Source organism: Phytohabitans houttuyneae (assembly GCF_011764425.1).
GTDB lineage: Bacteria > Actinomycetota > Actinomycetes > Mycobacteriales > Micromonosporaceae > Phytohabitans > Phytohabitans houttuyneae.
The window spans coordinates 1,780,342-1,796,207 of the sequence record NZ_BLPF01000001.1 but is presented as its reverse complement, the minus strand read 5'-3'; the positions used below and the strand labels follow the sequence as shown (position 1 = coordinate 1,796,207).

Here is a 15,866-nt window from a genome sequence, read left to right as displayed (position 1 = left end):
GTCGGAGCGCGTCTCGCACACGCGCCCCGGGGTGGCCGGGAGCGGAATAGCCTCCCGGTCGTCATTTGCAAGATTTCACTGGAGCCTTTCCCACTGAGCCATTGCCGGTATTGCTGTGAGCCCGGTGTGTCGCCGTGCCCGCTGGTCAGCACGCTGCCAAAGGCGAATTGTTGGAACAAGGGCAGCGATGCGAAAGGCGATGCCGCCCAAGGGTTTGGGTGCCTCGGGCCAAGGTCGTTTGTCCACTGAGCGCGGGGCGCCAGCTATTTGGTGAATAGCAATACAACACTTTCCCTGCATCCCCTGGCACCTGCTGACCATGCCGTGGTAAAACACTGACCGGATCCGGCGGCTTGCACCCGCTCGCATCCCTTATTTCGCAAGCCTTTCCCCTGACCGGCCGGCAACAGGTCCATTTGAGAGGGTGGAATGCCAACCAAACGAGAGCAGTTCGTGCAGACCATTCGCGCGCAGTGGCTCGGCCAGCGAATGCGCGAGCTCCGCGAGGAGCGGGGTCTGACACTCAAGTACATCGCCGCGTATCTCGGCGTGGAGTTCTCCACGCTCGCGCGCTACGAGCGGGCCGAGTGGCCGTTCCGGCGCGACCACGTGGTCGCGCTGCTCGACGTCTACGGGGTGTATGACGAGCGCGAGCGCGCCCAGCTCGTGCAGCTCGCCCAGGACGCGTGGCGGGTCAACCGCTGGGACGACGACTTCGAAGGCGCGCTATACATGCTTCATCCCAAATTCTACGCTCAATGGCATGAGCATCGCAGACAGGCGGGGTCTCGGCTTCCTGGGAGCTATCCGACTGTCCAGGCACAGGGGTGAGGCGGATCCGTCAACTGCACCTGAGCGCCAGGAAGCCTCGATTACCCAGGCTGCGGCAGAGGAGCGTGGCCAGGTCGTTGGTTGGGCCCGAGATCTGGATGTCAGCGCTGGCCTGGTGTCGCCGTTCGAGCGTCCTGACCTTGGACAATGGCTTCGGGAACGTCCGGATGAGTTTGACGGGATTATCTGGTCTCGCTTCGACCGGGCACTCCGGTCGATGGCTGATCTTCACGAGCTGGCCAAATGGGCGGCTGATCGTCGCAAGATCATCATGTTTGCGAGCGGCCCTGCTGGTGGCCTTCTTAAGCTGGATCTTCGCGCAGGTCCACTTGATGCGGTCACACACCTCATCCTGACAATCCTGGCTTTTGCGGCCCAGATGGAATGGCAAGAGATCAGAGAAAGGAACAGGGATGCGGCGGCGCACATGCGTCAACTGGGTCGATGGCGTGGGGAGTTCCACCGTATCACCTGATGCCTGTGCAGGAGGGCAGGGAATGGCGTCTCCAGTTCAACCCCGAGACCGAACCAACCATGCGGCACATCATCGCCCGTATTTTGGAGGGAGTAAGGCGCCTACCTCTATGTGAAGAACTAAACGTGGCAGGAATCGAATCGCCGCGGGAGTATGCCGCACGAAGCTCCGGGCGTATACCGGTGGCGCCCACGAACGGTTCGCTGACCATTGGTAAGAACGGGGTGGTTAGGGTTGGCGAGCAGGAAGTGTCGATATTTCCTAGAGAGGCCAGGCTTGCCTTCCGGGATGGGCAGATGGTTAAGAAGGGGCAACGCCTGACCCATCCCATCCTTTGGCGCCCGAAAACCTTGACTAACCTTCTCACCAACAAGGTTCTGCTCGGACAACATGAGCACCGGGGTGCGGTAGTTCTGGATGAAGAAGGCAGACCGGTACAGAAGGCGCCGGCATTGATAGCGCGCGAAGATTTCGACACCATCCAGATCAAATTGGCCGAGGCAACCCGCAACCCACAGTCGGGCAGGCGCAACGTGTCCATGATGTTGGACGTTGGGTTCTGTATTTTCTGCGGACGCAAGTTGTATGTCAAGAAATACAACGGCCGATCCACCAACTATTACTATTACTGTCGAGCAAGCGCCCGAACTTGGCCCGTGGAAGATCCCGCCGACCGTTGTCAAGCCGGCTTAATCCGGGCGCACGACGTGGAGTCCCAGGTCGGAGAGGTGCTGCTCCCAGTCTGTGGTGAGTTGGAAGTCCTAGTTCCCGTCAAGATTAAGGGCGAGTCGTATCGAGAAGAGTTGGCCGAGGCCGAGGCGATCTTGGCCGACCTGATCACCCGCGCTGCAGGTAAAGGCGAGGCTGTGGCGAAGGTTTATGAGCGCCAGGTTGCGGCGGTTGAGGCCCGCATTGAGATGCTGAGTGCGTTGCCGGAGACGGAGGATCGCCTCGAGCTGAGATCAACTGGCCTCACATTTGGTGAGAAGTGGGAGGCGTCTGGTAAAGAGGGACGACGCCAGATTCTCATAGATGCGGGCGTGCGAGTTTTCGTTGGGCAACCCAAGCGAGGGCAGAAGCCCCCGAAGAAGCGGCTCTAGCAGACGCGTGGAGGGCGCTTGAGCAGGAAGAGGGCTGGCGACATCGCGTTGACCTATCCACCAACGAGACCCGCGGCTTCCGGCTTACGATGCTGTGGTCGGGAGACCTCGCCCGGCGTGTTCAGCAAGCGGGGTCTGGATCGGCTCGGGTTCAGTAGGGCGTGCTTACGCTTTCTCGCTTGGCGCGGGTTCAAGTCCCCCTCGGACACAAACGCCAAGCATATCTGCTTGATTTGACGTACCGGTGGTCAAGCGCGCTTGACCACTCGATCGAGACCCTCGCGACCGCCTCGTCCGGTCCGCCGTCCACTGTGGTGTCGGCCCGGTGCAGCGCCGCGGCGAACGCCCGGCACACCCGCGCTGGGCCGCGGTAGTCCATGGCCGGGTCGGCGGCGGCCGCAGTCGCGGATGTTGCGGGCGCCGTCGGCGGCGACGCCGGGGAACAGCCCGAGGAGCAGGCCGCCGCAACCGCCGCGGTGGCCAGCAGCACAAGAGTTCGACGGGTTCGGGTCATGTCGGCCACGCTGGCGCCGATGGGTTACCGGCGGCGCTGCCGTAGCCCCGTAGCGCCGCCGCTAACCACGGCTCACCCCACCGCTACGGGTACCGGTAGCGCACCGGTGTGCGGCTGGACGGAAGCAGCGGCTGAGCCCCCAGGCGCCGCACCGGCAGACCCGATTGACCGCACGTTTTCGTTTCGCCACCGGGCCCCGGCTACCACTTCCGATGCCGGCCGAATCGGCGCTCGCGCTGCCGCTGCTACGGGGCGACATTCCGCTTCCTGTTCCTTCTGCGGTAGGAAGGAGGAAGCGGAAGCGGAAGCGCACGGTGCCCGGCCGTAGCGGTGGCGCGCGTGCCGCCACCCGCTACCAAGGCCGGCCGTGCATTTCAGGGAGCGCTACCCGTAGCGCGCGGGCCGCCGATAACCGCCGTTGATCTTGATTGACGCGGTCAGAAACCATCCAATGTGGACGACAAACAGGTCAAACGATGCGTAATTGAGTAGCACCCGCTCGGCCCGATCAAGGCTGCGACCAGGACTGCTGGGCATCCTGTACTACGGATCAGAAGGTTAGGGTTCGAGTCCCTTTGAGTGCCCAGGGTCAAGAGGCGGTTGAAGTGCAGAAACGTAGATCAACCGTCTTTCTTCGTTTATCCACTGTGGACCTACTGTGTCCGAAAAGTGATCCACTGTTTCGGAAGCGTCCGGACCGGTCTGTGCTGATCGGCGCACCTCCGAGCCGTCTGGTCTTCGATCTTGCGCGAGGTCGTAAGTCGTAGGTCTGGCCGGAGCGGCAACGAGGCGGCATCAGATTGCCTTCGGATTCGCCGCGGAGCGGGACCCGGTTTCCTGCCGGTCGTGGACGCCTGGCGGCCCCATCCGGGTGGCAGCCGGCTCGACCGCGCAAGAGGACCTCCGCTCTGCAACCGCCGTGTTTGGGCGAGCCGGGTCGTCGATGCCCACTGTTGTCTGGGTGGTCGCCTGCGTTGTCGACGACCTCGATGCGAACGACCTGCCGGCCGCGATCGCGGGGGCTGTGTCCAATCTGCGACACGCGCGTCACGTGCACGTGCGGTAGCGGATCGTGACACGAGAATTCATCTGTGACCGTCGAGCCGACCGAGCTGCCGACCCGTGCTGACACTCACCAGGTCGAGCGCGAGGGCGTAGTCGAAATAGATCATGTGGTCACGAAGCGCCTGAAGTGGATCTTCCGGGAGCAGTCGATCGCTGATTACGGGATTGACGGGCACCTGGAAGTCGTTTCGGATGATGACCATCTGACCGGCAAGCTCATCGGCGCCCAGATCAAGAGCGGTCCGTTCTGGTTCTCCAAGGTGGCGCCGGGCGGGTGGACGTTCTACGAGAGCAACCTCAAGCACTACAACTACTGGCTCGGCCATAGCCTGCCCGTGATTGTGATCCTGCACGATCCCGCGACCGAGAAGCTGTATTGGCAGGTCGTCGACCACACCACCGCGAAGATCACCAGCGATGGGTCCGGCAAAGGTTTCACCGTCATCGTGCCGTCGTCCAACGTGCTGGACGTCTCGGCGAAGCCGGCCCTCGAGGACATCGCCCGCCGGCTGGGGCCAGCGGCGCTCGCCGTCTATGACCAGTCGCTCCAAGTCCTGCCGTGGTCAACAGCGCGGGTGTTGCAGGCGGTGGAGGCGGACGATCGGATGGGGACCGCCCGGCTTGCGCAACTCCTGGCGGAGGGACGCGCGCAGCCGTGCTTCACGGCTCGACAGGTGTTGGCGGCGATGCCGAGTTGGCTGGTCGGAAGCCGTGTGAGTGCCGAGCTGTGGGCGGCGACCGCCGCATACGCAAACGCTCACGGCGAGAACGACGTCGCCGTCGAGGCGTTCGACATGTCGGTGCAGGCCGGTGGCACCCGGGCTCCCCGCCGACGGGCGCTTGGCGGGCTTGTGCTGATCGGTGCCGGACGGCGGGATGAGGCGCGGGCGTGGTTGGAGGAGGCGAAGGCGGAGGGAGCCGTCCTGCTCGCCGACGTCGGCCTTGCCGCTCTCACCGTTCCCGCTGATGTAGCACAGCAGGTCGAGTTGCCCCTGTCGATCCTGCATGCGTCGGACACGGATATCGACGCCGAGCCCACCGTGCTGAACGCGTTGGCCGAGCATCGGCTTCGCGGCGGCGACGTCGACGGTGCAGTCGACTTCATTCGGCGCGTCGTCGACAGGCCAGGCGGGTGTGATCCCGCCATGCGGCTGCGGCTGGCAGAGATGCTGCGACGTCGGATTCAGGAGCACTCCGGCTTCGGTGGCCCCGACAGCAGGGAGGCGCGCCAGCACGCCCGGACGGCGTTGGAGGAGTTCCGCCGATGGGCTGGCCCGAGCGAGAGCGCACTTGGGGAGCTCCTAGACCTGGAACTGCTGGACGGCGATGTCGCCACGGTGGTCGAGCTCGCGCTACCAGCCGCCGCAGGCGGAGCGGCATCGGACCGGGAGGCTGCAGCGCCCGAGATCGCCCGACGCGGCGCAACAGCTGCTCTCATGTCCGGCCGTGCTGATGCGCTGGCGGTGTTCCGGCAGACCCTGGAGGGTGACCCGTATCTCGCCCAGCTGGATGCGCAGCGCCTCGAGGTTCAGGGTGGCGATCTCGCGCAGAGGCAGCAAGCATGGCTGGAAGCGCTCCGCGCCGCCGATGACGATCGAAGCCGCGCCTCGTGTGTCATGCGCCTGGCCGACCTCGGCGTCTGGCCGATCGCGGAGGCCGAAGACCTCCGTGCCCGATCGATCACCCCGGAGTGGACGTACAACCTGGCCGAGGCCGTCGCGCGTGCCGCGACCGGGGACCCTGCGGGGGCGTTGCCGATCGTGCGTGCCATGGCGCAGCACCGCGTCGCCGCGGCGGTTCGGCTGATCATGTTGATCGAGCGGCATCACGGTGGGACCGCGGCCGCCCAGGAGTGGCGGCAGCAGTTGGACCGGTGGCAGGACATCGCGCTCGTCGATGTCCTGCCCGAGGCCGCATGGGACTCGGCCGATGACGGCACGCCATCCCTAGTCACCGACCTCCTCGCAGACCCCAGACTCTCGGGCGAAGCCCGGGCCCGGCTCCGTCGCCGCCTTGTCCACCATCTTCGCGAGTGCCGCAACTGGGACCGGGCGATCCGCGTATGCCGAGCCGGTCTGCAGGAACGCCGCGACGACTACCTGGCCTGGAGCCTGGTGCAGACACTGCATTTCGTACGTGACGTCCCGGCCGCGCGAACCGCACTCATACAGCACTGCCCTGTCCCGGACACTGAACAACGGGCGCGGCTCTGGGCGCAGTTGCATCTGGGCGTCGACCTCACCGACCGGGACGCGGACATCGCGACAGACCTCGCCGAACGGTTCCTCGACGTACCGGCCCTGGCCGAGGGCCTTACCATGCTGCTGCGCCGCGAGCAGAGCCGCCGTCGACGAGACTGCGTCCCTGAGTGGCCGCAGCCCTTGCAGGACCGCATCGACACGTTGTCCGCGACCGTGCACGCCGGCGCGGATCCCGACGTGGTCGCCGAGAACGTCGTGGCCGAGCAACTCGGACAGATCGGTTACGAACGGTTGGAAGCTCTCCGCCGCCAGGTCCAGCAGGGCCGTGAACCCCTCGCCGCCTTGGCGTCGCTGGCGCGCAGCCCATACGGCAAGATGTTGCTGTTGCGCACCGCCGGCATGACCGTCGCCACCGACCCCGAACCGGCCATCGTTGCTGCCGGGGTGGCAGCGGCCCGCGAAGCCTTGACGAAGGGCGAGGTCGTCCTCGACCAGTCCGCGGTGTACCTGCAGCAACTGCTCGGCCGTGAGGGCGAGCTGTTGCGGACACGCTTCGCGCGACTGCACACGCCGGGCAGCGCCGCCGACGATGCCATCCGCACCCGCGACAGCGTCTGGGCCACCACCGCCGCCGAACTCACCTTCGGGATCCAGAACGGACAACTTCGCCGCGAAGCCATCCCCGACGACCGGCGGGCGACCCTGCGCGCCCACGCCGTCGACCTCGAACGGATCACCACCCGCTTGACACACCACGACGTCGAACCCAGCCGCGGGCCAGCCCTGGACGCCGTCGGCCTCGCCCACCGGCTCGGCATCGCCCTGTACGCCGACGACGTCGCCCTGCGCCAGACCGCGCGCGCCAACAACGTCCCCGCCTTCGGCACCACCGACCTGATATCCGCAGCTGGAATTTCGACGGACCAGGCGATCCAGATGATCCGTCAGCTCGGAGCGGAAAACGTAGTTGACCTCCCGTTGCAGGGCCACGACCTGGCGTTCCTGGAGCCCGACGGTACCTGGAGCGGCGCTGGCCTACTGAACATCAGCCGCAGCCAGTGGTGGAGACGCTTCAACACCCAAAGTGTTCACGCGTGGCGTTCTGTAGCGCTGGTGGCCGCCCAGGTGTCCGCGGACAATCTCATCCTCGTCTCCAAGTACGCACTACAAGGTGCCTTGCAGGACTGCCCGGACGGGCAACGCACGCAGCGGTACCAGCAGGTCGTCGTTGCCGCACTGGATGCTCTTCACGAAAGCGGCATTCCGGTACCGCACGGCTACCTCGGTCATCTCAGGGCGGCAACGACCGACGGAGTCGTTCCCGCACCGCGCGCCGTCTTCCACGCCCTCATCGAGGCCCTGCGTGAACGCGGCGTCAAGGATCCGCCCGCCGAGGTCGCTACTCTGCTTCCAGAGATCGCGATCGACGCGGAAACCTGGCAGTAGGCCGCGACCCTGCCATCACGGCGCTGCGCCGCCCTCGGGTCGGTGAGTGCGCCTCGTGGTTGTCAGGAGTCGGGCCATGGTGCTGTGCGAGATGGGCCACGGCGAAGATGGGCGTCTGCTGTTAGGCTTCGTGTGGGCGGTCTGGACTGCCTTTCTCCGAGTCTGAGTCCCCACGCGACGACGACGCCGAGGACAACGGGGGCCGATCCAGAGATGCGCAGTACCTGTCGGTCGAGATCTCTCTCATGGCACAGGGCTGGCAGGCGTGGGTGGCACAGTCCGGAGCAGAGTTGAGATGACCTCCGACAACCACACCCGCAATCGCGAGCTCCAGCAGGATGCGCGTGCGTGGGCAGACTTCACGGGTACGAAGTACACCGCCGCGCTGCGCCAGATGGACTCCCCTCTGGCCCAGGGACTTCTCGGCGAGCCTGTCAGCGCCCGGCACCTGATCGCCACACTCGCTGATCACGAGGTGGTCGGCGCGCGCGGTGGTTCCCCTCGCCTCGGCGAGAACGGCTTCCGCTCGGAAGCGGCGTGGCGCTTCGATCGTGAGACCGACTTCATCAAACTCGCGCTCATTACGGACATGCTCCGGATGTTCACGCCGATGCCGGACTCGGAGAGGCCGGAGGTAGACACCTACTCCTTGAAGCACACCGCAGAATATTTCCTCGGCTGGCACTGCTCCTACGTGTCCAACGGCCGCCTGATCTGGGCGGCGGCAGCGCTGGGACTCCCAATTGTCGACCCGGGCGGCTCCGGGCCGAATCTCTTGATCGGTGTGCCGGAGCGCGAGCACGACTACGTGCGCCGGATGACCGGCTCGGGGCAGACTCGGCCGAAGGCCGACCATCACCGCCCCGCCGGATATGAATACCTGCAGACCGTGCTCGCGCGGGCGGCGGCAGGTGAGCGCATCACACGTGCCTGGGTCCGGCCTGCTCCGGTGGCCCTGTCAGCTCCGTTTCACGACTGGCTGGTCCTGCAGGCTGGCCGGAACGACGTCGTCGGCGATCTTGCGGGTGACTACGTCGTGGGTGTGCGAGACAGCGACCACCGCATCGCCCGTACCCCCGATGATCTGCTGGCGATCTTCCACGTGGTTTCGCACTCGCCCGAGGCGTACGACGCTGTCGTCAGCGCCATCGCGGAGTGGATGAGGACCGTGCCGTCGGCAGCGCCCCTTCGTACCGAGTCGATTGGTGGAGGCGACCACGATCATGGGGGCTGGGGCGCTAATTCGGGGACCGTGGAGCGCTACGAGTACCGGTGTCCCTGCGGTGACGGGGCGATCATCGAGGAGCATGACAACGTACCGGGCTTCCGGGAGCACGACGTGCGAATCGATTGCTTCAAGTGTGAGGACGAGTGGCGCTTTGTCGGCGGCAGGTCCGTGCGGGATTGGGGCCTCATGCCCGTAGCCGTGAGCGCCACGATCTGACAGGCGACACGGTGACGAACGAAGCCACTTATTCGGCCCGTTCAGTGGACAGGCCGCCTACGTGCCGGCGAGGGTTCCTGTCCGGGTATGCAGAGGGTCTGCTGACCGCCCAGCCGAGTTCAGCGCAGCTCGCGACTTCGCCGCGGGGAGGCCGGTCCTGCTTGGTATGGCACCGGCCGCCCACGGGTGGGCAGCCGGTGCCGGTCGTGATGTTGCAGGTGAGGGTCAGGGGCGACGGATGTAGGCGACGCCGAAGGTGTTGTCGCCCCGCTGGCCCGAGGGGGTGTGGCAGTAAACGTCGATGGACAGTTGTGGCTGCGCGGCATAGTCGTTGATCACGCCGAGGTGGCAGTATCCGCCGCTGGAACCGGTTGCTGTGATGTGAACGTTGCCGCCTAGTTTGCCGCCGTTGGCCCAGGTCAGTCGGTACCAGCCGGTTCCTAGGCGGGTCACGGTCGGGGTTGCGCCGGTCGTGCTCCACGAGTGGGTTGCGTCGATGGTGGGGGCGGCCGGGTCGCCGAGGATCTGGGTGTAGGCGGCCGGGACGGTTTCGTCGCCGTGTAGGCCGACGCCATCGGTGTAGGACAAGAGCCATCCACTGTCCTGGTGGGCGTGGCCGTCGATCGTGCGGCAGGTCACCGCGATTTCTACCGCCGTAGGGAGCGTTGTCAGGTGCTCGGCCGCGCAGCGGGCCGCGACGCTCCCGCCGTACGGCGTGATCTGCACGTGCCCGGTTCCGGCGGCGAACGCCGCTCCGTTCAGCCGCACCCGGTACTGGCCGACGCCGTCGTGCAGGACCTGGTTGGGCTGCCCCGCCGAGTTGAAGGTGCCGTTGTTGACGGCGGGGTCGGCGTTCCCGGCACCGTCGTACCGCACGGTGGCGTACGGATGGGTGCCGATGGTGGGGGAGGTGAACATGGCTGTGAACCACCAGTCGATCGGGTTGCCGGCCTCGTCGACGCAGCGCACGCCGAGGAGTTCGTCTAGTCCGTCGGGGCGGTAGCTGGTGACGGCGCAGGTGCGTCCCCGGTAGACGGTGCGGTAGGCGGTGACGTGGGCGACCCCGCTCGCGGCGGCTATGCCTGGCAGTCGGACCTGGTATTCGCCGGTGTCGGTGTGGACGACGGTCGCCTGTCCGCCTCCGGTGCTCCAGTTCCAGCCCGGGTGCAGCGCGGTCGTCACCCCGATTGGCGCCTCGGCGGTGGTGGCCGCGGTGACGTACGCGTAGGCCCACCGCGGGCCGATCGAGGGTGGGGCAGGATGCCCGGCGATCGCGTCGAACAGGTCGGTGACCTGCTGGTTGTGCTCGGGTTCGGTCATGCCCGGCTCGCCGGTGCCCGGTTGGCCGTCTAGGCGGTACCGCAATGTCTGCCAGTCATCGTGCCCGAGAACGCCGTTGCGGTAGCCGAACGTGGTCGGAAAGTCGAAGCCCTGGTCGACGCCGACGTCCGGGGCCTTGCGAAGACTGTCACATTTGCCGTCGAATGCAATGATCTTGTTTCGGACCAGTCTGTCGTCCTTGTGGACGGTTGTGGCCAAGGTAGAGGAGCCTTCGGGTGGTTCGGCGCACACTTCGAATCCGCTCATGATGTTGACGTTGGCGGTGCCGTTGTCCGGGTTCGCGGTGCCGTTCTGGCTGTTGTCCCAGTCGATCCCGCGCAGGCCGTTGCCGGCGCGTAAGACGAAGTCCGGGTCCCACCAGGTGACCGCGTAGTCCTCGGCCGCCTCCACGCCGGCCGACTCAAGCAGCACCTTCGGGTTGAGCGGGCGCAGCTCCCGCCGGGAGTAGTCGACCCGGCCGGAAGCGACGAGCAGGGACTCTCGGTCGTCGAAGTCCGTTTCGGTCGGCAGGCGGCCGAGTGCGGCCGTCGCGGCGCTGAAGTCTGTGACACCGACCGTCTGGTACCGGTAGTTCATCACCGAGGCGTAGTTCGGCTTGAAGTTGGCCGAGTCCTCGCCACCGTGTTGCAGATCGAGCGCGTGGCCGAGCTCGTGCACGAAGGTGCCGGCCTGGATACGGCTCGAAACGGCTGGGCTTCTGGGGGGCCAGGCGCCGAGGGTCACCATGAAGTCGGTGCCGTGCGGCCCGTAGCAGCAATGGCCGCTTGTGGTGCTGCCGGCGTGGAACCGTTTGCCCCACAGGCTGTAGTGGAAGAAGCCCTCGCGCCAGGCGGGGAAGTGCGCCTCGCGCTGGACGCAGAACTGTGGGGAGCTCGCGCCGGACGCGCAGGCCTGCAGGTCCCGTCGGCCCAGGTCACCCGCGAGCGGCTGCTCCCGTTCCGCGGAAGAGACCTTGATCGCGCCGTTCATGATGTCGATCATCAACTGGACCCCGCTGCTGGGACGCCACCCGTACGGGCAGCTCGCGGGGGCCTGAATCGGGGCGCGGGTGAAGGTGTCTTTGGTCTCGTTGAGCGCAGTCAGGAGGGGCCGGTCGGAAGGCGCGGGCGGCTCACCGGGCTGGGACTTCTCGGCGAGCCAGTCGAGGTCCACCGCCACGGTCCGGCGGCACGGGTCGGCACCGTGGTCGGGCAGCCAGGTGTCGAAGGTGCCGTCACCCTTGGGGATGCCGTGCAGCTCCACTCGGTCGGTGAGCCCGTCTTGATCAGTGTCCACGGCCGCGTCGGCCGGCGCCGTCAACGGCCAGGTGGCGCCAGTTGTGAAGACGGTGTCGGTGTCGTTGTGGAATGTCATCAGCGGAGGATCAAAGGAGATCGGTCGATCGATGTAGGTTTCGTTGGTGTCCAGGTCGACGATCCGCAGCCCGGCCAGTTCCCAGTCGTCGTTCGGGCTGGGGAATCCGTCGGGAACGTGCTCGACGCGCACGCCGATGCGTAGCAGTGGGTACGGCGCGCAGGGGGACAGCCGGGCGTTCCAGGTCAGGGTGTCGTATGGGCGGTCTCCGGTCCCGCCGCGGTGGGTGCGGACACCGTTCGGCAGATCGTCGTGTTCGTCGCCGTTGGAGTCGACGTAGGTATATGGGTCGAGGTCGTCGTCGCCGTCGGCGTTGTCGAAGATGAGCTTCTGTCCGCCGAGCGTGATCTCCACTCCGGTGTCGTCGCGGATGCCGTCGGCGCCGGTGGTCAGCATCACCCGGACCCGGCAGGCGACGCCGTCATCGCGCCCGGTGGTGTTCCAAACCGCGCCGGTGTTCGCCTTGAACCGGTAGATCGGGCCGGTGGCGGGTGGCCGGTCGTAGAGTACGCGGCCTGGATCATCCGGTCCGGCGTTGTCGGCGACATCGCTGATCGTAAGACCTTGCATGGTCCAGTTGTCCGCAGCAACTGAGCCGCCGGAGGTGCTGCGGTGCTGGATCTCGAAGCCGCGGACCAGCGCTGAATCCGGGACGCAGGGCGTGGCGCGGGCGAACCAGACGAAGGTGGTGTCACGGCGGTCGCCGGTGCCGCCGGTGTGGAACGGCTGTCCGGTGTCCTCGAAGAGGAACGACTGCCCGTCGTACAAAGTTTCGCCGCCGAGTCGCACGTAGATCTCCGACTCGTCTCGAATGCCATCGGAGCCGGTCGTCACAACCATCCTGATCCGGCAAATCACATGATCATCGGCTTGGGCCGGTGCGGTGGTGAGAAACGGGACCAGCATCGCGACAAGCAGCGCGACGGTCGCCGCGGCGATGCTCGGACGCGCTCTGAGCCTGGTCGCCTGCGGCGGGCACGGATCTACGGATGGCACCATCTGCTGCTCCTTCGCAAGTCAGACCGCCCACCCGGGCCGAGGGGCGTGTTCGCACCTCACAGGATCGACGGGGTAACGCTGGGTATCCATGAGGTATCCCGACCGCCGTCCGGTCGGAGACCCGCGCAGATTTGGGCGGAAAACCCGAGTCCGCCGAGCCGACGGCGCGGCTAGCCTGGCGGCACGGCCTGTCAAGATCGGCGGAGGGTCCCCGGTGCGGATCGTGATCGTCGAGGACAACGGATTGTTCCTCGACACCCTGAGCGAGGCCCTCCAAGGGCGGGGCGTAGAGGTGGTCGGCCAGGCTCAGGATCTGGGCGGCGCACTGGCGGCGGTCGACCGGACAGTGCCGGATGTGGTGCTGGCCGACATCCGACTGCCGCCCGGATACTCCGACGAGGGCCTGCAGATCGCCTCTGCGGTGCGGCAACGCTACCCGGCCGTCGGAATTCTGCTGCTGGCCCAGGACGGCACCCCGGCCATTGCCGAACGGCTGCTGTCGCTGGAGGAACAGTCACGCGCTGTCGGCTATCTCATGAAGGAGCGTGCCGGCCGGCTGTCCTACCTCATCGAGGCGGCCACCCGGGTCGCCGCCGGCGAGGTGGTGATCGACCCCTGGCTCATCGATCAGCTCCTCTCACGAAAGCGTGGACGCGACCCCCTTGACCGGCTGACCCCGCAGGAGCGCCGCGTCCTGGAGCGAGTTGCCGAGGGCCGGTCCAACCTCGGCATCGCCCAGGCGCTGAACTTGACGGTCGGCGCCGTCGAACGCCATCTGTCGTCGATCACCGACAAACTCGGACTACCGTCGCTGACCGAGCTGGAGCGCCCGCAGTTCAACGTCCGCGTCCTTGCGGTCCTCGCGTTTCTCCGGCACGACGCAGGCCCGCCCGGACGATGACCGAAGCACCCGCAGCGGCTGTTACACACTGATGCGGGGGGTGAGCCGCGTGAGACGCCGTACAGGACGTTTGGGTTTCCGCATCGACGCGTCACGCTCGTGGATGACGCCGGTTGTCGTGGCGCTCGCCGTCGCCGGTGTGGCGTTGTCGTGGCCCGGTTCCACCAAACCGTGGTGGGTCACCGCGCCGCTGTCGACATGGGGTCTGCTGGTGGCGCTGCTGGGTGCAACCATGACCCGGGACGCACCGGCGCGCACCCGTGGTCGGCTCGTCATGCTCGTCGGGCTCACCTACTACGTCAGTGTGCTGGCTCCGTTGCACGTACCGATGCTGTTTCCGCTGGTGTTCGCGACCTCCTACGTCTGGGTCGCCCTCCTCGGCCACCTCGCGTTGGTGTGGGCGCGTCCGTTCCTCGGCCACCGCACCGCCTGGGCACTGATCGTCACCGCATACCTGGGAGCGATCGGCACCCAGATCGGGCGTCTGGTTCTCGACGGCGACCTCGTCCCGCGCCGACCGTGGTGGGACGAGCGGGCCGATCGCTCCGGCACCAGTGCCGAGGCGCTGGGCACCGCCACCCTCGCCATCATGATCGCCGCGATGTTCGCCATCGTGCTGATCCGGTGGCTGCAATCCCGCCAGGCCCACCGCAGCGTCACCCTGCCGACGTGGGCGTTCGTCGTCGTGGCCGCCGTCTGCGGGTTCGTGGTCACCGTGTCGTCATGGAGCCCGCTGCCGCGCGAAGCCCGGCTCGCGCTGACCGCGGCGACACTCAACCTCGTCCAGCTCGGATTGCTGGCGATCCCTGTGCTCCGGCAGCGCCTGGGCTGGCAGATGATGCGCCGGCTGCTGCCCGCCCCCGATCCGAACCTTCCGGCCTCGCCAGGCGGAGTCGGTGATGCACCGGCAGCCGCCGGAATGTTTGGCCTGGAAACGGCACTGCGTTACGCGCTGCACGACCCCGGACTCCGGCTATATCCCACCGACGGGCCGGGTATCCCACCGCCCCAGGTCGGGCGGGTCGACTGGCCGATTCGCTGGCAAGGCCGCACAGTCGCGGTGCTGCGCTGCGACGAGGTCTGGCGCCGGTCCACAGTCGAGATCGAGGCGATCCTCGCCATGGTCGGCGCGGCGTTCGAGGCACTACGGCTGCAGACGCTCGCGTTGCAGCAGGCCGAGGAGATCGCATCCTCCCGGCAACGGCTGGTGACCACCGCCCTCGGCGAACGGCGCCGGATCGAACAAGACCTCCACGACGGGGCACAGCAGATGCTCTTCTCCGTCCTGACCCTCATCGACGACGCCGAGCACCACCTGTTAGAGCAACACGACACCGATGCCGCCGGCGCCAGCCTGCGACGCGCCCACGACCGGCTCTCCGCCGCAATCGCCGAGTTGCGCCGACTCACCCGCGGCCTGTACCCCGCGACGCTCGCCAACAACGGGCTGGCAGCCGCCCTCGAGGAACTGCGCGATACCAGCCCGTTACCGATGACTCTGAACGTCGCCGACCACGAATGGGACCCGGCAGTGGAGGCGACCGTGTACTTCACAGTGGCGGAGTGCCTAACCAACGCCGTCAAGCATTCCCGGGCAACGGCCGTCGCGGTCTGTGTCCGCGAAGGGAACGGCCAGGCTTACGTCCAGATACGCGACAACGGGACCGGAGGGGCCCGAGTCGAACCGGCCGGCGGACTCCAGCACCTCCAAGACCGAGTCGCTGGGCTTGGCGGAACCTTCACAGCTGCGGACGGGCCAAACGGCGGCAGCACCGTAACCGCCAGCCTGCCCCTGCACAGACCCGAAATCCGACCGAACGTATTCGCGCACTTCAAGGAGCGAACGTCTTAAGGCCGAGTCGCCGCGCGTCGGTTTGTGGTTCGGCCCGCGTGCGCTCGAGCGGGCGCCTTGGCCGGCCCGTCGGCGCCGTGGTGTTATCGTCCCCGGCGGCCGCCCGTTGCGTCGCCGCTCGCCGGTCTGCGGCACGGCGTCGGACTGGTCTGCGGCCGCGCCAGCGTCCGTACCGAAACTCAGGCCAGCCACCGACGCCGGTCCGCGCTCCGGTGCCGGCTCGTTGGGTTCGTCCAGCCATGGTTGCCGCCCCCGGTCGACCGGCCGGGGTAGCCGCAGCACCTCCGGTGAGCCGGTCTCGCGAACCCAGATCTCTTCCGCGTCCGCAACGCGGTCGGCGCGGA

Annotated in this window: 7 protein-coding genes and 1 pseudogene; 7 read left to right on the top strand and 1 reads right to left on the bottom strand. The window is 66.9% G+C overall.

What is annotated here, in order from left to right:
* Window positions 1–429: 429 nt before the first annotated feature.
* From Phou_RS08165 to Phou_RS50985, 5 genes and pseudogenes are all read left to right on the top strand, one after another.
* A pseudogene (locus tag Phou_RS08165) lies at window positions 430–732 on the top strand (helix-turn-helix domain-containing protein); the annotation flags it as partial.
* Entirely contained in the window at window positions 641–1,306 is a 666-nt protein-coding gene (locus tag Phou_RS55375; protein WP_371872089.1) for a recombinase family protein, read from the top strand. The pseudogene Phou_RS08165 and the gene Phou_RS55375, both read left to right, overlap by 92 nt.
* On the top strand, window positions 1,306–2,406 hold the full coding sequence (locus Phou_RS08155) for a recombinase family protein (RefSeq protein WP_173054970.1): 1,101 nt from the start codon (window positions 1,306–1,308) through the stop codon (window positions 2,404–2,406). Before Phou_RS55375 ends, Phou_RS08155 begins: the two co-directional genes overlap by 1 nt.
* A gap of 1,605 nt (window positions 2,407–4,011) precedes the next feature.
* Window positions 4,012–7,632, top strand: a complete 3,621-nt coding sequence (locus Phou_RS08150; RefSeq protein WP_173054968.1) for a DUF4365 domain-containing protein — start codon at window positions 4,012–4,014, stop codon at window positions 7,630–7,632.
* A 295-nt stretch (window positions 7,633–7,927) separates the two neighbouring features.
* Window positions 7,928–9,076, top strand: coding sequence for a hypothetical protein (locus Phou_RS50985; protein WP_218578861.1), 1,149 nt, complete (start codon window positions 7,928–7,930; stop codon window positions 9,074–9,076).
* Between the two features lie 225 nt (window positions 9,077–9,301).
* Here Phou_RS50985 and Phou_RS08140 read toward each other — a convergent pair whose 3' ends face one another.
* Window positions 9,302–12,769, bottom strand: a complete 3,468-nt coding sequence (locus Phou_RS08140; protein ID WP_173054966.1) for a zinc metalloprotease — start codon at window positions 12,767–12,769, stop codon at window positions 9,302–9,304.
* Between the two features lie 214 nt (window positions 12,770–12,983).
* Here Phou_RS08140 and Phou_RS08135 point away from each other — a divergent pair, with 214 nt between their 5' ends.
* Together Phou_RS08135 and Phou_RS08130 are read left to right on the top strand one after the other, a co-directional pair.
* Window positions 12,984–13,670 (top strand): response regulator, encoded by a 687-nt coding sequence (locus Phou_RS08135; RefSeq protein ID WP_173054964.1) that lies wholly within the window; start codon window positions 12,984–12,986, stop codon window positions 13,668–13,670.
* 49 nt (window positions 13,671–13,719) lie between these two features.
* On the top strand, window positions 13,720–15,522 hold the full coding sequence (locus Phou_RS08130; RefSeq protein WP_173054962.1) for a sensor histidine kinase: 1,803 nt from the start codon (window positions 13,720–13,722) through the stop codon (window positions 15,520–15,522).
* Window positions 15,523–15,866: the final 344 nt, after the last annotated feature.

Coding starts and splice junctions, on each gene's coding strand:
- Phou_RS55375 (WP_371872089.1), top strand. CDS start 641: ATGACGAGCGCGAGCGCGCCCAGCTCGTGCAGCTCGCCCAGGACGCGT.
- Phou_RS08155 (WP_173054970.1), top strand. CDS start 1,306: ATGCCTGTGCAGGAGGGCAGGGAATGGCGTCTCCAGTTCAACCCCGAG.
- Phou_RS50985 (WP_218578861.1), top strand. CDS start 7,928: ATGACCTCCGACAACCACACCCGCAATCGCGAGCTCCAGCAGGATGCG.
- Phou_RS08140 (WP_173054966.1), bottom strand. CDS start 12,769: ATGGTGCCATCCGTAGATCCGTGCCCGCCGCAGGCGACCAGGCTCAGA.